Here is a 21713-nt window from a genome sequence, read left to right on the forward strand (position 1 = left end):
TGTTTAATCGTAGCATGACTAGGATTGAAGCAGAAAATCAGCTTTATTTATCACAAATTAGAAAACTTGTTCCACTTCTACTATTCCAGGGACTTCCTCAAGAAGAGCGCGTTCAATACCGGCTTTCAGTGTAATTGTAGAACTAGGGCAGCTTCCGCATGCTCCAAGTAAACGTAATTTAACTACGCCGTCTTCAACATCTACAAGTTCACAGTCTCCGCCATCGCGCAATAGAAATGGGCGAAGTTTATCAAGAACTTCTTGTACTTGGCCTTCCATTGTTTGCTCAGTCATTGTTATCGACTCCTTTCCTACTCATATTATAATGCGTAGATTACAAAAAATCCAACCCCAAACTTTGCAAAAATAATCAGTTTATTTCTGTAATGGGACAGAGAGTGACAGACAGACTATCATCACAGCATTTACTAGTAAGGAGGACATAATGAATAATAAAATAGCTGAGATAGAAGTATATGGCGCAGAGGTACTGTGTGCCAGCTGTGTGAATCAGCCATCAGCGAAGGATACCTTCGAATGGCTGCAAGCGGCTTTATCCAGGAAATATCCAGGCCAGCCATTTAACATGATCTATGTGGATATTTTTCAGCCTCCTGAGACGGAAGTGCTGAAACAAGTAGCCGAAAAAATTATTGTAGAAGACTTGTTTTATCCGTTAGTAAGACTGAATGGAGAAATCGTGGCGGAAGGTACAGTTTCTTTAAAAAAGGTAAATGAGAAAATGATTGAACTCGGTTACCAGCCTGCATGAAAAAGGAGGAACAAAGAACTGTTTCATAGTACTTTTCCATTTCGCAGAGAAAACCAAAAGAAAGAACCGATAAGCTGAATCCGGCCGCTGCCTTTACGCCGGATTCACTTAATTTTCCTGATCCTGACTCATAAAGTGAATGATCAAAAACGGAGCTGAGAGGAAATAAAATTTTGAAGAAAAAATAGTTCGCTTTTTAAAGAATCGGTAACGGATTGGAGAGAGTTCATATGTTTATGGAGTGAGGCGACTTCCCTTTCCAAATCTCTTATTCTTTTATTTTGCTCTCTGGATTCTTTCTTTGCTTGTTTTTCCAGCAAGGCAGTCTGTTCACTCTCAAGGACCATTCCGTGTATGGAAATCAAGTCACCGATTGTGATTAGGCTTGCTCCCAGTAAAGCCAGGATGAAACCTATATTCGACTCGTTATCGGTTTCTTGTGAATTCGATCCAGTTTCTGCTGTTCCGATCTCTCCCTCTTCCACCTCTTCAATTTCTTCCACTTCCAATGCCTCTGTTGCAATTCCGATGACAGTGAAGACATTGCCGAGGGAAACAAGCATTTGGCCGAATACATCAATTCTTATTCCTAATTCATCAGGCAGGAAATCTAGAAAATGTTCATCGAATTTACGCATGTTTAAACCTACTAACCTTTTATATAGAGGGAATTTTCGTCCCCTGGGAATATTGGACAGCGGGAAGTGCTATCGTATGAGTGTATAGGTCTTTTGCTTACTTACTATATGCAGCCAAGAAAGAATGGTTAACGGTTCTTACTGCAGGCAGGGGCGGTCTATTGATCGAAAAAAATGGTTCTCCGTCAAATGTTGGGGTGGCGACTGATCGCCATCCCTAACCAATATGTATCCCAATTCCTTTAAACTGATGGGTTAATAATATTTTTGCTCGAAAACGGCTGAAATTCCTGAATCCATATGCATTTCGCTTAAGAACCTTCGTTGAATTGTTGATCCCTTCTAAAAAACCATTCGAATAGCCATAAACAAAGCTGTTTAAGATTTCTGTCTGCCAATTTTGGAGCGTGGTAATGGCTTTCTCCATTTCAGGAATGCCAGAATCCTGGACCCGCCGATAAAAGTCTTTCAGCCCCTGTTTGACCTTCCCTACATCTTCCGATCCAGATTCCTTCGCCTGAACAAACCAGCCACGATAGGTTTCCTTTAATTCGTATGCTTTTTTAAGCTCTTCCGACATATCCAAATACCGATTCAAATGCCATCTGTCTTCTTCTGTCAGGCGGTCGGAGGCCTTGTGAAAGACATGCTTCATACGTTTGCACTTCTTGCGGTCATACGGGTGAAACTCTTTCTGTACCCTTCTCCGGACACCGTCCAGCGCCCAATAGACATACCGGCAGAAATGAAAGCGATCGGCCACAATCACAGGGCGTCCTAAGGCACTTTGAACCGCCGATTTAAAAGAATGGCTCATGTCCATGATCACCACCTGAACCTGGTCCCCATACTTTTGAAGATAGTGTTTAATCGTATTCTTATAGCGATTAGGCAGGATATCTAAGGGCTTTTTGGTGATTCCATCGGCAATGATGAGCTGGTATTTTCCTTCTCGTGTATCTCCTTTATACTCATCAATGGCAATCACAGAAGGCAGCTTTTCCACAGAACGTATTTCACTCCGGGCCAAACGGTCAAACCGGCGGACAATAGTAGAAGACGAAGAACCGTAGGTTTCCCCCGTTTCTTTAAAGGTCTTTCCTTTAATCGCCCGTATGCCCACGGCCTGATTCCATTCAATAGATGTACGCTGGTAACGCTGTACGAACGGGTTTTGTTCCGAAAAACGCTTCCCGCATGCACAGACATACCTTCTGCGTTTGTAGAATAAATCCGTCTTCCTCTCAAACCACTTTAATTGCTTAACCTTTTGGATCCGGTAGTCGTGAACACGGGAGGTGGGAGCTCCGCAGTCAGGGCACTGCTGGAGGCTGCGTTCCATCTCCACATATACCCTCATCGTTTCCTCCACCTGCTCTACTTTTAAAATGGTAACCCCTTTTAAACCGGGAATATTCATGGTAAAATTCATATGCACGCAACTCCATTCTCTACTTGTTTCTAGTCAACTCAAGTATAAAAGAATTGGATGTTTGCGTGTATTTTTTATGCGAACAATTGTATGGATACCCCAACAAATAGTATAGAGCCAAAAAAATGGCTGCATACAACCTAGGATGTATGCAGCCAAAGACCTGTTTATTTAACTATATTTAGATCGGATGAATCTATTTTTTATAATCTATTAAATAATCGATCAGCCGTTATGATACTTGTACATCCAAAGGATACCGGACTTTAAAAGACGGGCGACCCTTCCGGTGATTGGGCGGTTGGCAACAAGTCCAAATCCTTGTTTTTTTCCTAATGAACCAAGCGTTCCCTTTAATTTCATTGGAGGGAAACTTTCAGGAATCGGCTCATTTGCCCATCTCTTGACGAGAACTTGGACGATTTGTTCCGCCTGTGCTTCAGCAAGCTGAGCGCTAGGTGCATGCGGAAGGCTCGCACAGTCTCCGACTACAAATACACTGTCATCGGATGGAAGGAAATGCTGAGGAGTCAATACAGCCCGTCCTTGACGATCTTTTTCTATCTCCAAATCCCTGATGATTTTGCTTGGCTGAATGCCTGCAGTCCATACAATGACATCACTGTGGACTGGTTCGTCGCCATTGTATAATATATTCGGTTCAACTTTCGTGATATTAGAATGGTGAACCACTTCAATTGTATGTTTATCAAACCAAGATTCTACAAACATACTTAGCCGTTCTGGGAAAGCAGATAAAATATGAGGGCCGCGGTCAAATAATTTTACTTTTAAATCGGTACGGCTTTCAATCAGTTCGCTGGCCAATTCGACGCCGCTCAATCCGCCGCCTACAATGGAAACGGTTGCTCCGGCTCCTAAGTTATTTAAGGCTGAATAGGTCCTGCGGGATTTATCAATCGTCTGGATGCTGTATGTGAATTGATCAGCACCAGGAATATTGTGATATTTGTCTTCGCAGCCGAGACCGATTACCAGGTCATCGTATTGTACGGGTTCCTGGTCTTCAATGATCACTTGTTTATTTTTCAAATCAATGGAAGCAACCTCTCCATAGACATTTTTTACTCGAGGATGTTCTGGAAAAGCTACACGGATTTCGTGGTCAGAAATAGTACCCGCTGCAAGAGCGTAATATTCTGTTTTTAAACAGTGGTATGGATTGCGGTCGACAAGTGTAATGGATACATTCTCGGGAAGCTGATGAGGAAGCAGTCTTTGAAGGATACGCATCCCACCGTACCCGCCTCCGAGTATGACTAAATTTTTCATATGAAAATCCCCTTTGTTTGATTTCTTGAATTTGTTAAATATTTCACTTTTGATTATAGAGCAGGCCATCGGGAATACCGAAAGGCCTTTCATAAAAAAGTAAAATAATAAATCCACCCTTAAACCCAATAAACTAAAAAAACTTTTTATCGTTTTAAATACCCCACAAAAGTATAACGAAACTACACCAAAATCACAACTGGATTTAAAAAAATCAGCCATTTTTTATGCTGTTAGGTTGATTTGTTTAAAGGAAAAAGGTATGATGTAAAGTTAATTATTGTGAGGTGATTAGATGAAGCCGCTAATTGAATTTTGTGTAAGCAATCTTGCAAGCGGGGCATTAGAGGCCATGTTAGCTCTGGAAAAGGATCCGAACCTCGATATTATTGAATACGACTGCCTAAGCTATTGCGGTAAGTGTGCCAGTCATATGTATGCCTTAGTGAATGGTGATATGGTGACGGCTGACAGTGCAGATGAACTGGTTCAGAATATTTATAAACACCTGGAAGAAAATCCAATGTTTTAATAAGAGGAAAAAGGCCTGCCGGGAGCGGATCCTGACAGACTTTCGAATTTCAAGCCGGAAAATTGAGCAGAATCAATTTGATGGTATATAATATAAGTATGTAATCCCATTTAAATGGAAGGAAGGTTATACTTATGAGTGAATTGGTGAATATTACTGAAGCGGCCGCTTTTCAAATAAAAGAAATGATGAAACACAATGGCGAAGAAGGATCTTATTTAAGAGTTGCTATAAAAGGCGGCGGATGCAGCGGACTTTCTTACGGCATGGCATTTGAGCAGGAAGCAACTGAAAAAGACGAAAAGCTTGAGCAATTTGGAATTAATATCCTTGTTGATCAAGAAGATGGAAAAATTCTGAATGGGACAACCATCGATTATAAACAATCCATGATGGGCGGCGGATTTACGATTGACAATCCAAATGCGATTGCATCATGCGGCTGCGGATCTTCTTTCAGAACAGCGAAGAACGCAGGAACACCGGAAAATTGCTGAGATTTGTTTCCCAGTGTGTTAAGTATGAAAGAATAGGCCTTCTCAATAGTCTATGTCTAAAACATAACTATTGAGGAGGTTTTTTTATGGGCGGGATAAGCATAGGAGGCTAACAGAAAATCTATATCCAATGTATTGGAAGGTTACAAGGAGAGGTGCAAGGATGAAGTTTGATGAGTTTTCAATTGGACAGGTGTTTAAAACAAAGTCTTACAAATTAACAAAAGAAGAGGTTATGAGATTTGCAGGTGAATTTGATCCTCAATATATGCACATAGATGAGGAAAGAGCTCAACAGGGGAGATTTCATGGAATCATTGCTTCCGGCATCCATACAATCAGTCTGTCATTTAAACTTTGGATTGAAATGGGTATGTATGGCGAAGAAGTCATTGCTGGAACAGGAATGAACAACATAAAGTTCATAAAGCCTGTATATCCAGGTGATGAATTGCGTACGGTGGCTCAGGTTATGGATAAGAAAGAGAAAAATCCAGAAGCAGGCATTATCACGGTAGTATTATCCACTTATAATGATAAGGAAGAAAAAGTATTTACAGGGGAGCTATCAGTCTTGGTAAAGCGATGAGCTCCAATGCCTCTATCATTTTTTAAGGGAATGCATGTGGGTGAGAGAGGTTTGTTTCCGAATGACAGCGCCATTTCCAGTCATGAACTGCATAGGCTGATCAATATACATAGCAGTGAAGATGAAAAAAGGTTCAGAATAAAATCATTCTGAACCTTTCTGCGGGATTTATTTATCAAACATAGAGGAACTGTGAAGCGGCTGTACCCTTGCTTTTGGATCAATGAACTGCTTAGCGTGATTAACAGCTGTCGGAGCTTCCCCGAATCCGCTCGCAATAAGTTTTACCTTCCCATCATAAGTGGCAATGTCTCCGGCAGCATATATTCCGGGGATGTTCGTTTCCATTTTTGAATTGACGACAATATTGTTTTTCTGAATGTCCAATCCCCATTCTTTAATGGGGCCGAGAGAAGAAATAAATCCATAATTGACAATGACTTCATCAGCCTCAATGGATTCTGTAGCGTCTCCATTTGTTTCTTTGATAATAACCTGGCTGATATTATCTTCGCTTCCTACAAACTCTGAAGGCAAGTATGGAGTTTTAATTTCAACTTTTGAATTCCTTAAATTTTCTACACTGTGCTCATGTGCCCTGAATTTATCCCGCCGGTGAATAATGGTTACTTTTTCAGCGACAGGTTCAAGCATCAGTGCCCAGTCTACCGCTGAATCGCCGCCTCCGAAGACGACCACTTTTTTTCCGGCAAAATGATTCATATTATTTATAAAGTAATGAAGGTTGCCTTGTTCATATTTCTCCGCATCTTCTATTTCAATTCTTCGCGGCTGGAATGCTCCATTTCCTGCTGTAATAATGATCGTCTTCGTATAATGGACTTCTTTGTCAGTCGTCAATTTAAAGATGCCGTCTTCTTGTTTTTCGACGTCTTGTACGGATTGTTCAAGTACAACTGTCTGGTCAAACCGTTCCATTTGTTCTTTTAAATTATTGACTAAATCCTGGGCCAGTACCTTAGGGAACCCTGCTACATCATAGATGTATTTTTCAGGATATAATGCGGATAATTGACCGCCTAACTGCGGGAGACTTTCAATAATTTTAACAGAGGCCTGGCGCATTCCTCCATAAAAAGCCGTGAACAGACCAACGGGCCCTCCACCGATAATGGTAATGTCATATACTGTTTCGTCTGCTTTCAACGTGATCCCTCCAATAACATTTTTCAGGAACTTATTCTGTTTATTTTACCATAGTAGCGAGAAAAAACACGCGAGAAGCCTGCTTGAAAAAGGAAAAGGAAAGAAAACTGCTCTAAAGCGGAGAGGATAGTTGGTTTTCGTTCATAAAGCAGAATTTTATCAACATTAGAAAGGTAAATTCGATGTAAAGTCTTGAAAAAACGGCTGGGAAATCATAGTATTTATATGAAAGAAACGGAAGTTATCTGGAATAATGTACGAATTATCCAGGGTTTAATCGTGAAAGAATTCACATACTTATAGAATTCTTTATTATTATGGATGATAACAGTAGGATAGATAAAAATTTGATTATGGAGAAAGAGAGTCCATAAGGAAAAATAGAAAAGGGGTTGAACGTAATGAAAAAGCCTAAAATTGTTGTGTTAGGAGCTGGATATGGCGGGCTGATGACTGTCACTCGTCTGCAAAAGTCATTGGGCAGGGATGAGGCAGACATTGTATTAATCAATAAACATGATTATCACTATGAAACAACTTGGCTTCATGAAGCCTCAGCCGGAACATTGCATCATGACCGTGTCCGTTATCCAATTGCCAGCGTGATTGATAAAGGCAAGGTGGAGTTTATCCAAGATGCCGTTTTAGAAATAAAGGCGGATGAAAAAAAGGTTCTGTTAGAAAAGGGAGATATGGAGTATGATTTTCTGGTCATTGCGCTTGGTCCAGAAGCAGAAACTTTTGGCATTGAAGGGTTAAAGGAGTATGCTTTTACCATTTCAAACGTGAATGCTGCCCGGCAGATCAGAGAGCATATCGAATATCAGTTTGCAACATATAATGCGGAAACAGAACAAAATGAGGACCGCTTAGCCATTGTAGTGGGAGGAGCTGGATTTACCGGAATTGAGTTTCTTGGGGAATTGACGAATCGTATACCTGAACTTTGCAAGGAATATGATATAGACCCTAAGAAAGTCCGTATATACTGTGTAGAAGCTGCACCGGCTGTTCTTCCTGGATTTGATCCTGAGTTAGTGGAATATGCGGTTTCCCTCCTTGAAAGAAAAGGGGTCGAATTTCTGATAGGAACACCCATCAAAGGGGCAAATCCTGACGGCATTATTGTTGGGAAAGGTGAAGAGGAAACAGAAGAAATCAAAGTAGGAACGATTATTTGGGCAGCGGGTGTCCGTGGGAGCTCGGTTATTGACAGATCCGGGTTCGATGCTATGCGGGGGCGCATCAAGGTTGATCCTGATTTGCGCGTTCCGGGCCGTGAGAATATTTTTGTTGCGGGAGATTGCTCGCTTGTCATCAATGAAGAAACGAATCGTCCGTTCCCGCCGACTGCACAAATTGCCATGCAGCAGGGCGAAGTGATTGCTAAGAATTTAACAAAACTGGTGAGAAAAGAGAACGGCCTTGAAACATTTGTTTTTGATAATAAAGGAACGGTTTGCTCACTTGGAGAAGATGATGCCATTGGAGTGGTTTTTGGAAAGAAAGTAACGGGGAAAAGGGCTTCATTTATGAAGAAAATGGTGGACAACAGGGCACTTTTGTTAATTGGAGGGGCCGGTTTAGTAGCGAAAAAAGGGAAGTTCAATATTTTATAAAATGTCATATTCAAATATTTGTCCTCTGACTGTAATGTCAGTGTTCAAAGAACCGTTCAGGGAATCCAGAGCGGTTTTTTAACTGTTGTTTAAAAAACATGGTCAATATTCTGCTTCAAAAACCGATATAGAACGTAGAGGTATGCGACTAAAGGAGGAAGGGAAATGAATGAAACAGCCAATCACCCTATGTTAGATGCTTTCGTGACAATAGCGCCATTGCTGAATGAACTTGTACCGGAAGATATTACAGTTGGGGTTTGCGATACAGAGAAATTTTTGCTAAGTGTTCCCGGAAAAACGTTCTCACTTGGAATTAAACCGGGTACGCCGCTTCAGCCCAATGATGCGATTACGGAAGCGATCAGAGCAGAAAAAACAGTTAAAATGCATGTGCCGGAAGAAGTTTTTGGTTTTCCGATTATCGCCAGCGCCGTGCCGATTGTAGATGAAAATCGAACAATCATCGGAGGGATAGGGATCGGAGCAAGCATGGAGCAATATAATATTTTATTCAGCGTTGCTTCCAAGCTGTCAGAGTCTGTCGAACAGGTGACAGCCGCAGTCGAGGACCTTGCAACCACTACATCTGTCCTCTCTGAAAATATGAATATGATTTCCCAGCAATCGAAAAGTGTTCTGGACAGTGTAGCGAGTATCGAGAATGTGGCCGGTGTAGTCCGGAAAATTTCTGACCATACAAATATTCTTGGACTGAATGCGGCAATTGAAGCTGCAAGAGCCGGGGAATTCGGAAAAGGCTTTTCGGTTGTTGCCAATGAAATCAGGAAGCTGGCTAATGACTCTAAGAGCCAGACAGAAATCATTAGTAAAGCAGTTTTTGATATTGATCAGCTGATTTCCAAGCTTAATTCTTCTATCTCTGCTATCAATGGGGAAACAGCCAATCAGTCTGCTGTCAGTGAAGAATTAACAGCTACCATGCTGGAAATCAGCAATCATGCCAAAGAGCTGGCAGTTATTGCCGAAAAATCTTTAAAAGGCGAAACAAATGAATAAATATGCTGAAGATGCTTTGTCTGTACTTCGGAAAAGCATTCCGGGAACGGGTATCCATACAGCATAGTAAAATAACATCAAATTTCTCCGTGAATTTGATGTTATTATTTTTGTTCAGCGGGTCTGCACCCCTGTTGATATATTTGGAAAAAATGGATAATGTTCGTTGACTAGTCTGATTTCATTTTAGTAAACTAGTATTGCAAGGGCAAAGGAGGGGGAAACAGATGCCATTACCAGTGCTGGTCATATCCATCGTTTTATTCTTCATTTTATTTTTTGGGATAGGCTTTTTGTTGAATATGCTCTTTCGGTCCTCATGGATTATGGTCATCTTATTTCCTATTGCAGCGATTTTGGTTGTTAATCAGTCCAAGTTAATCGAATATATTAGAACACCCAGTGATTCGTTCAGTCAGCTAGGCAGCCGTTTCACAGCCTTACATACAGCTGATATTTTAATTCTTTCCAGCGGCCTGGTAGGGGCGGTGCTGGCTGGCATTGTCATCAAAACGCTTAGAAATAAGGGATATCAAATGTTCTAGAAGTAAGCAGGCCTTGGATGAAGGGGTCTGTTTTTTTATTCTGAATTCTCTTTTATGAATACTTTTCATTCAATAGGGAAAGTATTATTCATGAGAGGAGTGGAATAACTTTTGACGAGCTTTCAGAGCAGCTTATGGACAAAAATGATCTTATTTTTATTATTTTTATTAGCAATGCTGACAACAGTTACTTACATAACGGGATTTTCAATCATCCCTGAATTAGAAAATAAGGAAGTCAGTTCAGTAGATTTTGAGCCTGTTGAGAAAATTCATCATCCGCTTTCAGGTCTTCTGGCAAGTGAGTTTATAGAACAGGAAAAAAGTTTAGAGGAGTATGAAGATTTTTCAAAGTATCCAACTCAAAAAGTATTAGCAACGGGTTATACGGCAGGGCACGAATCTACAGGAAAAAAACCTGGCCATCCTTCATATGGAATTACCTATTCAGGTGTAAAGGTGAAAAGGGATTTATATTCCACTGTGGCAGCTGATTTAAATGTATTTCCTGTTGGGACGGTCCTGTTTATCCCTGGGTACGGATATGGAGTAGTAGCGGATAAAGGCAGTGCTATAAAGGGTAATCATCTCGATTTATATTATCAGACCGTTGATGATGTGTATAATGATTGGGGAAAAAAGACACTGGATGTATACATAGTGAAAAAAGGGGATGGAACCCTGACGGAAGAAGAATTACAGGCACTGAATGAAAAAGAAGATATGCAAGTTTTCCGCAGACAGATTGAGGGACGGAGTTCTAAATGATCATTTCATATGGGGCTGCATTAATGGGCAGATAGCCGTTTTGCCTGCGAGAGAGACCTGAACCTGGTATATGACCTTGTTCAGGTCTTTTTATTTGCAAGGCATTAGGGGATTCAAAAAGTCATTCTCTTTACTGTATGAAAAGCATCAGGATGAAGAAGCGCTGCCAGCTTCTCCAGTCCCTTTAAAAGCCGGGGGGAAGGCCGGCAATACAGCGGTTCCTCCATAATGTGAATATTTCCCTCTTTAACGGCTTTTATTTCATTCCAATGAGGCCGCTTCAAGATGAGGTCTGGTTTGATTTTGCTGAGGGGCACTCCGACCCAAGCCAGGCAAATATGGTCTGGGTTGCGTTTTCGTATGTCATTCTGGTCAATTTGAATACTGGCCAAATCAATATCTTCCAGTATATTTCTGGCTCCGGCAAGCCGGCTTATCTCGGAAAGCCAATTAACGCCTCCCGGGCTGAATAGCGGGTTTGGCCACCATTCCCAGTACAGGGAAGGTTTCTCTTTGACGGTATCGGCAATCGTTTGATACGACATGATCACAGAACGGAAATGATCGGCGCATTGTTCTCCTTTCTGCCGCTGTCCGACTGCCTCGCCTAATATAATAAGATCACCGGCAATATCTTCAAGCGACTGGGGATTGAGGACGATGTGGGGAATTCCCCGCACCTTCAATGCCTCGATATTTTTTTCCATTCCTGGCACGCTTAAAGAGGCGATGACTAAATCAGGCTGCAACGCCTCCACGGCATCCATATTGATGGATAAATCTGGGCCAACCTTCGGGAGGGATTGGACAGATTCTGGCCAGTCCGAATAATCATCAATTGCGATCAGCTGATCTTCAATCCCTAAGTATGCACATAATTCCGTATTGCTCGGACAGATAGATATAAGTTTCATTGTAACCCTACCCTTCAAAGACAAAAAAATGGAGGCAGAGAGCGATGAATATTCCGGTCAGTGCCCCGAAAAATACTTCGATCGGTTTATGGCCTAACAGTTCCTTAAGCTGTTTTTGTTTTTGCTCTTCTTCTTTTTTCTGCCAGTTTTTAGCCTGCTCTACAAAAAGGTTAAAATCAATGACCAATTGATTTAAAACAGCGGCCTGTTCACCTGCCTGGCGTCTGACGCCGGTGGCATCAAACATCGTGATGACAGCAAAAATGGTCGCAACTGCAAAGATGGGTGAATCCAATCCTGTTTCGAGACCGACTCCGGTAGCCAAAGCTGTGACAGCTGCTGAATGAGAGCTTGGCATGCCCCCGGTGGATGTCAGCAGGGACCAGTCCAGCTTGCGCAGAGCAATGAAATGAATAGGGACTTTAACAAATTGAGCAAAGAAGATGGCAGCCAATGCTGCTATTAAAGGAAAATTAAATAAAAGTTCCAAAAGTTCGCCTACTTTCTCCAAAAATATCGGTTGAATGTAATACTTCCATTCCTGATCCATAATTCCTGCCTGGATTTCAAAAGGAAGCTATACTTTCTTTTTCTCCATTTTTCCCTACTCTAAACAATTGGAGGCCTTTCTGCTCGCTATGATTCGTATTTATAGAAAGTATCGACTATAATGAAAGGGAAAATAAGGAGTGATGGCGATGTATACAGTTAGCAAAGAATTTAATTTGGATACGATTGCAGAATGTATGGTAGTAGGTGTTTTTGATAAACCGGCTCCATTCACCGGAGTGATTCAAACAGCTGACGAGAAAATGGACGGACAGTTGACTGAATTATTTAAAGCGGGAGATATCCAAGGAAAGAAAAAATCGATTGTGAAAGTACATACCCTTGGAAAATTAGGAATAAAACGGCTCGTTTTTGTCGGTTTGGGGAAAGAGAAGGAATTGACATTCGAAACGATTCGGGAGGCCTTCGGAAAGGCTGCCAAAGCAGTTAAAGAGATGCGGCTGACAAAACTTCTGCTTGCGCTTGATTCATTTGTAACAGAAAAAGTCGAGGAATTGGATGCTTCTCATGCTTTTGCAGAAGGGTTTGAATTGGCAGCTTATCAATTTACCGGCTATAAACAGAAAACGAATCTGGCTGATAAAACGATCGAGGAATTTGCAATTGTAACTGAATATGATCAGGAAGAGATCCTTGCTTCTCTTAAAGTCGGCCGGGTATTCGGCAAAGCGGTCAATTCAGCCAGAACCCTTGTGAATACACCGGGGAATTTACTTACTTCTACTGATATGGCAGACTATGCGATTCAATTGGCAGAACGATATGGTTTTGAAGCGGAAATTCTTGAAAAAGAAGATATGCTAAAGCTGGGCATGGGAGCACTGCTTGCTGTAAATCAAGGATCTTCAGAACCGCCCAAAATGATTACTCTGAAATATCAGGGCAAGGATGAATGGAAAGATGTTATCGGCCTGGTTGGTAAAGGTATTACTTTTGATACAGGCGGATATTCGATTAAAACGAAATCCGGGATTGTTGGTATGAAGACAGATATGGGAGGTGCCGCAGCTGTGCTTGGAGCCATGGAAATCATTGGTGAAATTCAGCCGGAGCAAAATGTCGTAGCGGTTATTCCTTCTACAGACAATATGATCAGCGGCACGGCATTTAAACCGGATGATGTCATTACAGCCATGAGCGGAAAAACCATTGAAGTGCTTAATACAGATGCGGAAGGCAGGCTGGTGCTGGCAGATGCCGTTACATATGCGAAACAGCATGGGGCGGATTATCTTGTCGATGTCGCCACATTAACAGGGGGCGTCATTACAGCGTTAGGAAACGACATGACCGGTGCGATGACAAATGACGAAGAATGGTTCGAGGAAGTTCTGCAGGCGTCCTATGAAGCAGGAGAACCAATGTGGAGACTGCCGATCACGGAAAAGGATAAAGAACGTGTGCGGAACAGCAAGATTGCGGATTTAAATAATTCGCCAGGAAGTGCCGGGCATGCCATCATGGGAGGAGCCTTCATTGGCGAATTTGCCGAGAAGACGCCATGGGTGCATCTTGATATTGCAGGAACCTCTGTTGCATCCCAAAGCTCTGATTTGGGTCCTTCAGGAGCAACCGGTGTTATGGCAAGGACACTTGCCTTGGCTGTTGAAAGGTTTGGAACGGAAGAATAAAGCTATCGAAGACCGGAACCGGTTCAAATACCGGGCTCCGGTCGTCTTTATTATAAATAGTTAAAATTCATTCCATTTCAGACTGATAATCATACGCACATTATCTTTGGCCTGTGCACGAAAATCCATTCGAAGGCCATCAGGGGTGAAAGAAACATCCGGCACGGTTTTAATACCAGTTTTTCGCAGCATATTCGTCACTGTGTCTTTTTTTGAATCTTGTGCTGCTTCCATAACCCGCTTTGAAAAATCTTTGGAAGAAGCGAAAGTATTAATGACTTTTCTTATGTCATCTAAAAGAACTTGAGCCGATTTTGCTGCCTGAATCAGCAAATCGGGATTGGCCGCCGGCATCGGCCGGAAATGAAAATCGATTGACTGAAGGCTCCTCTTTTCTTCTGTGAAATGATAATGAAAAAAATCAGGAAGATTCTCCAAAAAATTATTCTCCCCTTCACAACTATTTTTACATTAAACTATGAGTAGATGCTGCTGAATATGCTGGATGAAATCGAGTATAGATCAGTATGAAGCAGCATATGCTGTTTCATTGACGTTTAAATTGTATAGTAATATACTTTTTCTTACATTTGATTCATGCGAGTCCATACTATAAAAATAAGGTGATTATATGAATATAACGGAACAAACGAAAGACCTTTTAATAGATAAAATGAACATGATTGAGACGGAGGCAGGAAAGAAACTGTGTCTTGTAGGTCCGGTAAAGCTTCCAGTTCAGCAAGGGGAGTTCTCTGCCGTATTCCAATGGTATACCTGGATGGAAGTCAGTGCGGATCTATCAAATGAAGAAGCCGTGCTTGAATCGCTTGCCTCTGCCAATTTAGCATTTGGGCAGCAGTCGTCTGTTCTTGTATTTGGTGATTTTAAAAAATCTGAACAGGCGCTGATCCGTATGCACAGTATCTGCCATACAGGGGACATTTTCGGAAGTAAGCGGTGTGATTGCGGATACCAGCTGCACCAATCGATGAAAATGATTGTGGAGCATGGAAGCGGAGCGCTATTCTATTTAGCCGACCATGAAGGGAGAGGCATCGGCCTGTTCTCTAAATCATTGGCTTATTTATTGCAGCAAGAGGGCTATGATACAGTCGAAGCTAACCAGGCATTAGGCTTTGAGGATGATACCCGTTCCTATGAGTATGCAATCGAGATTTTGCAGGTGCTTCGGAAAAAGCCCGTAACACTCATTACGAATAATCCGAAAAAGCTGGAGGCTCTGAAAAAGCATGGACTGACCGCAGACTCCCATATTCCATTATGGGGCGGACTTACAGATGATAACCGCTTTTATCTAGATACAAAGGTACAGAAATCCGGACATATTCCGCTTCCGGTATAAGGAGTGCTGTTCATGACAATGGATCAATATTATATGCAGATGGCGCTGGACTTAGCTTCCAGCGCGAAAGGCAAGACCAATCCTAATCCTGTTGTAGGAGCGGTGATTGTGAAAGACGGTGTGATAGCCGGTACAGGCATTCACAGGAAAGCGGGAGAACCCCATGCAGAAGTCCATGCATTCAGGATGGCAGGCGACTATGCAAAAGGTGCGACTCTATACGTGACATTAGAGCCTTGTTCCCATTATGGAAAGACTCCCCCTTGTGCCAACTTGGTGAAGGATTCAGGAGTGAGCCGGGTGGTGGTGGCAGCCCAGGATCCCAATCCTGAAGTGGCCGGCCGGGGAATTGAACTGATTCGGAATGCCGGGATTGAAGTGGAAGTCGGAATTCTGGAAGAAGAGGCAAAAAAGCTGAATGAAAGATTTATTCATAATATGCAGACAGGCAGTCCGTTCATCATTTCAAAATATGCGATGACTGCAGATGGAAAGATTGCAGCACATAATGGTCAGTCTAAATGGGTGACGGGGAAAGAGGCGCGTCATTCGGTCCATAGGCTGCGGAATGAAGTGGATGCTATTCTTGTAGGAATAGGAACGGTATTAGCGGATAATCCATCCTTGACCACGCGTCTTCCCGAGGGCAATGGCAAACACCCGATCCGTGTGATTATGGACAGGCGTTTGAGAATGCCGCTGCATGCCGCAGTCATGGATGCTTCAGATGCCAAGACATGGATTGTTACCGGAGAAAATGCTGACCCGGAAAAAGCGGAACTCCTTAGGCAAAAGGGAGCTGTTTTGATTCATGTCCCAGAAAAAGAGGGGGTTCTTGATTTGCATGCCGCTATGGAAAAGCTGTATGCGAACGGGATTACAGATATCTTGGTAGAAGGCGGAGCAGAAATAAATGCCTCTTTCCTTCGGGAAGGCCTTATTAATAAGTTTCTTATCTATATCGCACCTAAAATACTTGGCGGCCGGAATTCTTTATCTCCTTTCGCCGGCGCAGATGTTAATTCCATGGAGTCAGCAGCTGATCTGCATATTGAAAAAGTGGAGATGGTTGGCAAGGATCTTTGTATTACTGCCTATCCGGTAAAAGAATCTGAGGAGATCGGAAGTGATGAGGGATAATGAGATTCGGTTTTGATATTGATGATACATTAATCGATCTGCGCGGTCATGCTTTCGATTTATATAATAAGAAATTAAATAAATCTGTGGGAAAAGACGTTTTTCACGCTCTTAAAACGATTGAAATCCATGAAGCGTTTGGGTTGGATTCGAAGCAAGGCAGTGAAATGTGGCAAAGCCTTTCTGAAGAGATTTATTATACGGACTGTCCGGCCTTTGAGGGAGCTGTTGAGGCTCTCCAGAAGCTGCAACAGGATGGGCACGACATTTTTTATATTACGGCCCGAAAGGCTGAACATGCTGTCCGGACAAGAGAGTGGATGAAAAAGAATGGATTCCCTGTGAAGGACAGTCATTTTTATTGCGGGATGAAGGATGAAGAAAAGATTGAGATCATCCGCAATCTGAAGCTGGATTATTACTTCGATGATAAACCGGCTGTACTGAGCACACTGGGAGGATTAACGACAGCCATAATTGCCATCGACAATGGATATAACCAGATGATTGACCTTCCCAGATTGAGACGGTGGTCGGAATTAAAAACCTTAGTTACTGAAAATCAAAAGCAGAATACCCCCTAAGTAAGCCATTCTGAAATGGAATTTCATACAGCATAAGCCCCAAAATATCAAATTTCTCTGTGAGAAATTTGATATTTTTATGTCCAGGCCTATTTTGTTAAGAAGAGAAATAAAGCCCATTTCCATGATGATATATCCGCGCTTCCTATCTTGTTTAGAACAAGACCTTCCGCACTTATTAAATAAGGTGCACACAGCAAGAAAGCGCTTTTACTTTTTTAGAGCTGTATCTTCCTCATTTCCATTTAAACAATTATAATAAGGGCAGAAAGAGTGGAAATAGACGGAATTTATCTTCTAAGGAGAGACTGGAAAATGCCAAATAAAACCGTTGTAAAGTCCATGCAGGTTCTAAATCTTTTTCTGGATCATCCTAAGTTAACATTCAATCAGATGGTGGAGCATTCTGCTTTGCCTAAGACCTCATTGCATCGGATGGTACGTTCTTTGGAGGAAATGGGCTTCCTTGAAAAGAATAAGGATGGATTTTATTCACTTGGTTTGCTGTTTCTTCAATTTGGACAGCTAGTATCAAAACGGTTGGATATCAGGGAAATAGCTCTGCCGGTTATGAAAGAACTGAGGGATCAGGTAGAAGAAGCAGTCAATTTGCTGGTTAGAGAAAGAGATGAAGCCATTTATATTGAAAAGCTTGATACGTTGCAGCCGGTACGGCTTTATACTTCTGTAGGGAGAAGATCTCCTCTGTATGCAGGAGATTCAAGAATCCTTCTGGCCTATTTGGAAGATAATGAGTTAGAGTCTTACCTGAGCCGGGTGGATCTTGTACCGATTGGAATTGGCACGATTACAGACAAAAAGGAACTGAAAAGACGTCTGAGTGAAGCCAGGGACTTCGGATATTCCATCAGTCGTTCCGAACTTGAAAATTATACGGCATCCGTCAGTGCACCTGTTTTTAACAGTGATGGACAGGTTATTGCAGGCATCAGTATTGCCGGGATAGAAGCACGGTATCAAGAGGAGCGGCTTCCGAAATTAATCAGACAAGTGAAGGAAAGTGCAGAAAAGATTTCTAAAAGGATGGGCGGTGTACAAAGAAAGGACGGCGGGAGGAATGAAGAATGATAGTGGCACTGGATACATGTGATCGAAATATTGCTGAACAAATCCTTGCTGTTCAAACCCCTGCATATCAAGTGGAAGCAGAGCTCATCGGCTTCAATGAGATACCAGCTTTAAAAGATACGGTTGATACGATTGTTAACACGGAGGAAATTTTTATAGGATGGATGGCTGCGGGCAAATTGAAAGGAGTTTTATCTTACTTATACGGTGAAGGAGTATATCAGATTTGCAGATTGACTGTGCACCCTCAGTACTTCAGACAAGGTATTGCTTCTAATCTTTTATATCATTTTCTTCAAAGTCTAGAAGCAGGAAGCAGTGTATGGGTAAGTACAGGATCTTTAAATATTCCTGCAATTAATCTGTATAAGGGATGTGGCTTCCTGACACAAAAAGAAAGGTAAGCAGAGCCGGGGATTTTTATCACATGGATGAAAGTACAGCTTTAAATCCTTTTTGGATTCATCCATGTTATTCAAATAATAAGGTGGGGTTTTATTGGCACGCTGTACGAATTGTCATCATAAATGGAAAGTAAAAGATATTTGGTCTCTTGGGTTTTCAAAGTATGGAAAAGCATGTCCTGCATGCGGGACTAAACAATATATGTCCTCTGATACTCTGGCTGTCATGTCTTTAGGATCTATCAGTCTGTTATTTTTGATACTGGTACCTTTCATTATGAAAATAAGCGACAAGGATGAATCTTTAGTCAAACAGTAATACATGCGGGTCTTTCTTGTAACAATGAACAAGTATGGCGTGTAATTGGCCTCGATGATGATAGATATGTGCTGCGATTTCTAACAGCCATTCATATCTTGAATAGGCTGTCCCCCAATAAGCAGTAACAGTTTGCTGAAGTTCTGTTTCGGTGCACTGCATGTAGGTTTCTTTAAGCAGCTGATAATTTTCAAAGAGACTGTCCCTTATGGCATGTAAATGATCATATGAAACCGATGAATAAAATTGATTCATTTCTGCTTGAGTCGCTCCGTTTGCAATCAGAAGATCTGCTTTGCAAATCATCGCAATATGCTCCAATAATTCCCCTATAGAATGTTTATCGGGTGAGGGCCTTTTTTCCATATCCTCTTCGTTTAATTGGTCTATGATTTCGGCCGTACTATTTATGGCTATTTTAATTTGGTTTAATGCGCTTTTACAGTAAATGTTCATCGGTTCCTCCTTAATCTGCTGATTTCTGTTCCTTTTACATGATTATATACTAACTAAAGGCTTACGGTTATATTTCTGTCCAATATAAAGATACTAGAAAAAGGGTCCGCGGATCCTTTTTTTCTTGTTTTTAGAAGCAGAACGGGATGATGGAGTTTTTTGCTAATAAGTGAATGTCAGTTCCATATGGACTCCAGGTACCATTTTTGACAGTCTGTATCCAGTTTCAGGAAAAGGGTAAGAATAAAGACAATATTCTGATAAAACATTGTCGAAAAATAAAAATCGTGGTAGCCTATTATTTATAATCCAAAAAACGATTCTTCAATTCCGAATTTCGGAACTAAGGGGGCAGAGGCATGAAAAGAGTAGATATGAATTGTGATTTGGGAGAAAGCTACGGCGCGTATACAATAGGGAATGATGAAGAGATTTTAGACTATGTCACTTCTGCTAATATAGCGTGCGGCTTTCACGCGGGTGATCCTTCCATCATGCGAAAAACCGTAAAAACTGCTTTGGAAAAAGGGATTCAGATCGGGGCTCATCCAGGGCTTCCAGATTTAATTGGCTTCGGCAGAAGGAACATGAATATTACACCTCAGGAAGCCTATGACATGACAGTTTACCAAATAGGGGCTCTATATGGGTTTGTCCGTTCTGAAGGCGGCCGTATACAGCATGTAAAGCCCCATGGAGCGCTGTATAATATGGCGGCGAAGGATGCTGCTCTGGCCAAGGCCATTGCGGAGGCAGTCTATCGAATTGACTCTGCCTTGATTCTGTTTGGCCTGTCCAACAGTGAATTGATCAAGGCAGGCAAGGAAGCGGGTTTGCAGACAGCCAGTGAAGTATTTGCAGACCGTACATACCAGAAAGATGGTTCGTTGACATCCCGGAATGAAAAGGGAGCACTGATTCATAAAGATGAGGAAGCAGCTGCACAAGTGATCCGGATGGTGAAAGAGAACAAAGTTCTTTCACAGCAAGGCAGTGAAGTAGTATTGAAAGCAGATACGATTTGCATTCATGGAGATGGGGAGCATGCCCTGTCGTTTGCAAAAAATATTAAACAATCTCTTGAAGAGGCCGGAATATCGATAAAACCGATATCGGCGAAATTATAAAAAAGGAGCGGGAAACTATTGGAGAGAAAGCAGGACTCTAAAATAAGAATAAATTGGTCTTTATTGCTTGGTGCGGCCTTTTTGATGGCAACATCAGCAATCGGGCCTGGTTTTTTAACACAAACAACGGTATTTACCCAGAGTCTTGCAGCAAGCTTTGGATTTGTCATCCTGATTTCTATTATTCTTGATATATTTGCACAGACAAACGTTTGGCGGATTATTGCTGTATCCGAGAAACGCGGACAGGATATTGCCAATATGGTATTCCCGGGACTTGGATTTGTCATCGCCGGGCTGATCGTATTAGGAGGGCTTGCTTTTAATATCGGGAATATTGCAGGAGCAGGCTTAGGGCTGAATGTCATTTTAGGGGTATCCCCAAAAGTGGGTGCGGCAATCAGTGCGGTAATTGCCATCCTGATTTTTGTCGTAAAAGAAGCCGGAAAAGTAATGGACCGTGTTACTCAGATTGCCGGATTTGTCATGATTGCATTAATGGTTTTTGTTGCCTGGAAGACTTCTCCTCCAGTGGGGGAAGCCGTGGTGAAAACCTTTGCACCGGATACGATTGATATCATTGCGATCGTTACGTTAGTCGGAGGTACAGTAGGGGGATATATTACCTTTGCCGGCGGGCACAGACTGCTTGAAGCCGGAGTAAAGGGGAAGGCTGCTATTCCGGAAGTCACAAAGAGTTCTGTAACAGGGATTCTGATTACATCAATCATGCGGATTGCCTTATTTTTGGCAGCGCTTGGGGTGGTATCGCAAGGCCTTGCGATTAACCCAGATAACCCGCCCGCCTCTGTTTTTCAGCTTGCAGCAGGGAATGTCGGATACAAAATTTTTGGGATCATTATGTGGGCGGCTGCCCTTACTTCGGTAGTAGGAGCTGCTTATACCTCTGTGAGTTTTATTAAAACCTTCCATGAAAAATTGAATCGGAATTCGAACTGGATCACCATCGGTTTCATTTTATTTTCTTGTGTGGCTTTCCTTTTCATTGGACAGCCCGTAAAGGTTTTGGTGCTGGTAGGAGCTCTTAATGGACTTATCCTTCCGATTGCGTTAGGCACTTTATTGATAGCTGCTTATAAGAAAAGCATTGTCGGTGACTATAAACATCCTTTATGGCTATCTATTGGAGGAGTCCTGGTAGTCATCGCTATGGCCTTAATGGGGATCTATACAATCAGCAAACAGCTTCCGTTGTTATTTAGTTAAAATGATTTCTCTTT

26 protein-coding genes are annotated in these 21713 nt (G+C 42.0%); 17 read left to right on the forward strand and 9 right to left on the reverse strand.

Annotated elements, in window-relative coordinates; all coding sequences use genetic code 11:
- Positions 1–57: 57 nt before the first annotated feature.
- Positions 58–294, reverse strand: a complete 237-nt coding sequence (locus BQ4305_RS15485) for a NifU family protein (RefSeq protein ID WP_110928605.1) — start codon at positions 292–294, stop codon at positions 58–60.
- A gap of 151 nt (positions 295–445) precedes the next feature.
- Between BQ4305_RS15485 and BQ4305_RS15490 the strand changes: the two genes are divergently transcribed.
- The gene (locus BQ4305_RS15490) at positions 446–772 is read left to right on the forward strand and encodes a YuzD family protein (RefSeq protein ID WP_110928606.1); all 327 of its coding nucleotides are present in this window, start codon (positions 446–448) and stop codon (positions 770–772) included.
- Between the two features lie 143 nt (positions 773–915).
- On the opposite strand, the gene BQ4305_RS15495 is transcribed toward BQ4305_RS15490, so the two are convergent.
- The 3 genes from BQ4305_RS15495 to BQ4305_RS15505 form a co-directional block, all read right to left on the reverse strand.
- Positions 916–1410 carry a hypothetical protein gene (locus BQ4305_RS15495; protein WP_110928607.1) on the reverse strand — a complete coding sequence of 165 codons (495 nt, stop codon included), beginning with the start codon at positions 1408–1410 and terminating at the stop codon, positions 916–918.
- 217 nt (positions 1411–1627) lie between these two features.
- On the reverse strand, positions 1628–2848 hold the full coding sequence (locus tag BQ4305_RS15500; RefSeq protein WP_199880705.1) for an ISL3 family transposase: 1221 nt from the start codon (positions 2846–2848) through the stop codon (positions 1628–1630).
- A gap of 219 nt (positions 2849–3067) precedes the next feature.
- Positions 3068–4135 (reverse strand): NAD(P)/FAD-dependent oxidoreductase, encoded by a 1068-nt coding sequence (locus tag BQ4305_RS15505; protein ID WP_110928609.1) that lies wholly within the window; start codon positions 4133–4135, stop codon positions 3068–3070.
- 295 nt (positions 4136–4430) lie between these two features.
- Here BQ4305_RS15505 and BQ4305_RS15510 point away from each other — a divergent pair, with 295 nt between their 5' ends.
- From BQ4305_RS15510 to BQ4305_RS15520, 3 genes are all read left to right on the forward strand, one after another.
- On the forward strand, positions 4431–4667 hold the full coding sequence (locus BQ4305_RS15510) for a YuzB family protein (RefSeq protein WP_110928610.1): 237 nt from the start codon (positions 4431–4433) through the stop codon (positions 4665–4667).
- A gap of 134 nt (positions 4668–4801) precedes the next feature.
- Positions 4802–5164: a HesB/IscA family protein gene (locus BQ4305_RS15515; protein WP_110928611.1), complete on the forward strand. Its 363-nt coding sequence runs from the start codon at positions 4802–4804 to the stop codon at positions 5162–5164.
- Between the two features lie 163 nt (positions 5165–5327).
- Complete coding sequence (locus BQ4305_RS15520; RefSeq protein ID WP_110928612.1) at positions 5328–5753, forward strand: MaoC family dehydratase; 426 nt, start codon at positions 5328–5330, stop codon at positions 5751–5753.
- A 168-nt stretch (positions 5754–5921) separates the two neighbouring features.
- Here the strand turns inward: BQ4305_RS15520 and BQ4305_RS15525 are convergent, their stop codons facing one another.
- A complete protein-coding gene (locus BQ4305_RS15525) occupies positions 5922–6920 on the reverse strand; it encodes an NAD(P)/FAD-dependent oxidoreductase (protein ID WP_110928613.1) in 999 nt (332 codons plus the stop codon).
- Between the two features lie 401 nt (positions 6921–7321).
- Here BQ4305_RS15525 and BQ4305_RS15530 point away from each other — a divergent pair, with 401 nt between their 5' ends.
- From BQ4305_RS15530 to BQ4305_RS15545, 4 genes are all read left to right on the forward strand, one after another.
- Positions 7322–8539: an NAD(P)/FAD-dependent oxidoreductase gene (locus BQ4305_RS15530; RefSeq protein ID WP_110928614.1), complete on the forward strand. Its 1218-nt coding sequence runs from the start codon at positions 7322–7324 to the stop codon at positions 8537–8539.
- 612 nt (positions 8540–9151) lie between these two features.
- On the forward strand, positions 9152–9559 hold the full coding sequence (locus BQ4305_RS22310) for a methyl-accepting chemotaxis protein (RefSeq protein WP_407640168.1): 408 nt from the start codon (positions 9152–9154) through the stop codon (positions 9557–9559).
- Positions 9560–9786: 227 nt separating this feature from the next.
- Positions 9787–10104, forward strand: coding sequence for a YuiB family protein (locus BQ4305_RS15540; RefSeq protein ID WP_110928616.1), 318 nt, complete (start codon positions 9787–9789; stop codon positions 10102–10104).
- 111 nt (positions 10105–10215) lie between these two features.
- A complete protein-coding gene (locus BQ4305_RS15545; protein ID WP_407640160.1) occupies positions 10216–10872 on the forward strand; it encodes a 3D domain-containing protein in 657 nt (218 codons plus the stop codon).
- 113 nt (positions 10873–10985) lie between these two features.
- Here BQ4305_RS15545 and BQ4305_RS15550 read toward each other — a convergent pair whose 3' ends face one another.
- Complete coding sequence (locus BQ4305_RS15550) at positions 10986–11786, reverse strand: cobalamin-binding protein (protein WP_110928617.1); 801 nt, start codon at positions 11784–11786, stop codon at positions 10986–10988.
- Between the two features lie 7 nt (positions 11787–11793).
- Positions 11794–12276 carry a divergent PAP2 family protein gene (locus BQ4305_RS15555; RefSeq protein ID WP_110928839.1) on the reverse strand — a complete coding sequence of 161 codons (483 nt, stop codon included), beginning with the start codon at positions 12274–12276 and terminating at the stop codon, positions 11794–11796.
- A gap of 208 nt (positions 12277–12484) precedes the next feature.
- Here BQ4305_RS15555 and BQ4305_RS15560 point away from each other — a divergent pair, with 208 nt between their 5' ends.
- Positions 12485–13987: a leucyl aminopeptidase gene (locus BQ4305_RS15560; RefSeq protein WP_110928618.1), complete on the forward strand. Its 1503-nt coding sequence runs from the start codon at positions 12485–12487 to the stop codon at positions 13985–13987.
- Between the two features lie 60 nt (positions 13988–14047).
- Here the strand turns inward: BQ4305_RS15560 and BQ4305_RS15565 are convergent, their stop codons facing one another.
- On the reverse strand, positions 14048–14425 hold the full coding sequence (locus tag BQ4305_RS15565; protein WP_110928619.1) for a YuzC family spore coat inner layer protein: 378 nt from the start codon (positions 14423–14425) through the stop codon (positions 14048–14050).
- Positions 14426–14618: 193 nt separating this feature from the next.
- Between BQ4305_RS15565 and BQ4305_RS15570 the strand changes: the two genes are divergently transcribed.
- The 6 genes from BQ4305_RS15570 to BQ4305_RS15595 all read left to right on the forward strand — a co-directional run bounded on the left by BQ4305_RS15570 (position 14619) and on the right by BQ4305_RS15595 (position 18889).
- A complete protein-coding gene (locus tag BQ4305_RS15570; RefSeq protein ID WP_110928620.1) occupies positions 14619–15353 on the forward strand; it encodes a GTP cyclohydrolase II in 735 nt (244 codons plus the stop codon).
- A 12-nt stretch (positions 15354–15365) separates the two neighbouring features.
- Positions 15366–16493, forward strand: a complete 1128-nt coding sequence (ribD, locus tag BQ4305_RS15575) for a bifunctional diaminohydroxyphosphoribosylaminopyrimidine deaminase/5-amino-6-(5-phosphoribosylamino)uracil reductase RibD (protein WP_110928621.1) — start codon at positions 15366–15368, stop codon at positions 16491–16493.
- Positions 16493–17077 carry a 5' nucleotidase, NT5C type gene (locus BQ4305_RS15580; RefSeq protein WP_110928622.1) on the forward strand — a complete coding sequence of 195 codons (585 nt, stop codon included), beginning with the start codon at positions 16493–16495 and terminating at the stop codon, positions 17075–17077. Before ribD ends, BQ4305_RS15580 begins: the two co-directional genes overlap by 1 nt.
- A 315-nt stretch (positions 17078–17392) precedes the next feature.
- Positions 17393–18166: an IclR family transcriptional regulator gene (locus BQ4305_RS15585; protein WP_110928623.1), complete on the forward strand. Its 774-nt coding sequence runs from the start codon at positions 17393–17395 to the stop codon at positions 18164–18166.
- Entirely contained in the window at positions 18163–18570 is a 408-nt protein-coding gene (locus BQ4305_RS15590; RefSeq protein ID WP_110928624.1) for a GNAT family N-acetyltransferase, read from the forward strand. The genes BQ4305_RS15585 and BQ4305_RS15590 overlap by 4 nt, the downstream gene beginning before the upstream one ends.
- A 94-nt stretch (positions 18571–18664) precedes the next feature.
- Positions 18665–18889: a hypothetical protein gene (locus BQ4305_RS15595; protein ID WP_110928625.1), complete on the forward strand. Its 225-nt coding sequence runs from the start codon at positions 18665–18667 to the stop codon at positions 18887–18889.
- Here the strand turns inward: BQ4305_RS15595 and BQ4305_RS15600 are convergent.
- Positions 18875–19345 (reverse strand): DinB family protein, encoded by a 471-nt coding sequence (locus BQ4305_RS15600; RefSeq protein WP_110928626.1) that lies wholly within the window; start codon positions 19343–19345, stop codon positions 18875–18877. The genes BQ4305_RS15595 and BQ4305_RS15600 overlap by 15 nt on opposite strands.
- 359 nt (positions 19346–19704) lie before the next feature.
- Between BQ4305_RS15600 and pxpA the strand changes: the two genes are divergently transcribed.
- Together pxpA and BQ4305_RS15610 are read left to right on the forward strand one after the other, a co-directional pair.
- Positions 19705–20472, forward strand: coding sequence for a 5-oxoprolinase subunit PxpA (gene pxpA, locus BQ4305_RS15605; protein ID WP_110928627.1), 768 nt, complete (start codon positions 19705–19707; stop codon positions 20470–20472).
- Between the two features lie 84 nt (positions 20473–20556).
- The gene (locus tag BQ4305_RS15610) at positions 20557–21699 is read left to right on the forward strand and encodes an NRAMP family divalent metal transporter (RefSeq protein WP_110928840.1); all 1143 of its coding nucleotides are present in this window, start codon (positions 20557–20559) and stop codon (positions 21697–21699) included.
- Positions 21700–21713 lie beyond the last annotated feature (14 nt).

Origin of the sequence: Bacillus massiliglaciei (assembly GCF_900098925.1) — a bacterium.
Lineage (GTDB): Bacteria > Bacillota > Bacilli > Bacillales > DSM-1321 > Peribacillus > Peribacillus massiliglaciei.

Bases quoted from the DNA above. Each gene is read 5' to 3' on its own strand.
- BQ4305_RS15510 (WP_110928610.1), top strand. From the start codon at position 4,431: ATGAAGCCGCTAATTGAATTTTGTGTAAGCAATCTTGCAAGCGGGGCA.
- BQ4305_RS15520 (WP_110928612.1), top strand. From the start codon at position 5,328: ATGAAGTTTGATGAGTTTTCAATTGGACAGGTGTTTAAAACAAAGTCT.
- BQ4305_RS15610 (WP_110928840.1), top strand. From the start codon at position 20,557: ATGGCAACATCAGCAATCGGGCCTGGTTTTTTAACACAAACAACGGTA.
- BQ4305_RS15560 (WP_110928618.1), top strand. From the start codon at position 12,485: ATGTATACAGTTAGCAAAGAATTTAATTTGGATACGATTGCAGAATGT.
- BQ4305_RS15590 (WP_110928624.1), top strand. From the start codon at position 18,163: ATGATAGTGGCACTGGATACATGTGATCGAAATATTGCTGAACAAATC.
- BQ4305_RS15600 (WP_110928626.1), bottom strand. From the start codon at position 19,345: ATGAACATTTACTGTAAAAGCGCATTAAACCAAATTAAAATAGCCATA.
- BQ4305_RS15550 (WP_110928617.1), bottom strand. From the start codon at position 11,786: ATGAAACTTATATCTATCTGTCCGAGCAATACGGAATTATGTGCATAC.
- BQ4305_RS15570 (WP_110928620.1), top strand. From the start codon at position 14,619: ATGAATATAACGGAACAAACGAAAGACCTTTTAATAGATAAAATGAAC.
- ribD (WP_110928621.1), top strand. From the start codon at position 15,366: ATGACAATGGATCAATATTATATGCAGATGGCGCTGGACTTAGCTTCC.
- BQ4305_RS15585 (WP_110928623.1), top strand. From the start codon at position 17,393: ATGCCAAATAAAACCGTTGTAAAGTCCATGCAGGTTCTAAATCTTTTT.
- BQ4305_RS15505 (WP_110928609.1), bottom strand. From the start codon at position 4,135: ATGAAAAATTTAGTCATACTCGGAGGCGGGTACGGTGGGATGCGTATC.
- BQ4305_RS15495 (WP_110928607.1), bottom strand. From the start codon at position 1,410: ATGCGTAAATTCGATGAACATTTTCTAGATTTCCTGCCTGATGAATTA.
- BQ4305_RS15530 (WP_110928614.1), top strand. From the start codon at position 7,322: ATGAAAAAGCCTAAAATTGTTGTGTTAGGAGCTGGATATGGCGGGCTG.
- BQ4305_RS15515 (WP_110928611.1), top strand. From the start codon at position 4,802: ATGAGTGAATTGGTGAATATTACTGAAGCGGCCGCTTTTCAAATAAAA.
- BQ4305_RS15490 (WP_110928606.1), top strand. From the start codon at position 446: ATGAATAATAAAATAGCTGAGATAGAAGTATATGGCGCAGAGGTACTG.
- BQ4305_RS15485 (WP_110928605.1), bottom strand. From the start codon at position 294: ATGACTGAGCAAACAATGGAAGGCCAAGTACAAGAAGTTCTTGATAAA.
- BQ4305_RS15580 (WP_110928622.1), top strand. From the start codon at position 16,493: ATGAGATTCGGTTTTGATATTGATGATACATTAATCGATCTGCGCGGT.
- pxpA (WP_110928627.1), top strand. From the start codon at position 19,705: ATGAAAAGAGTAGATATGAATTGTGATTTGGGAGAAAGCTACGGCGCG.
- BQ4305_RS15540 (WP_110928616.1), top strand. From the start codon at position 9,787: ATGCCATTACCAGTGCTGGTCATATCCATCGTTTTATTCTTCATTTTA.
- BQ4305_RS22310 (WP_407640168.1), top strand. From the start codon at position 9,152: ATGATTTCCCAGCAATCGAAAAGTGTTCTGGACAGTGTAGCGAGTATC.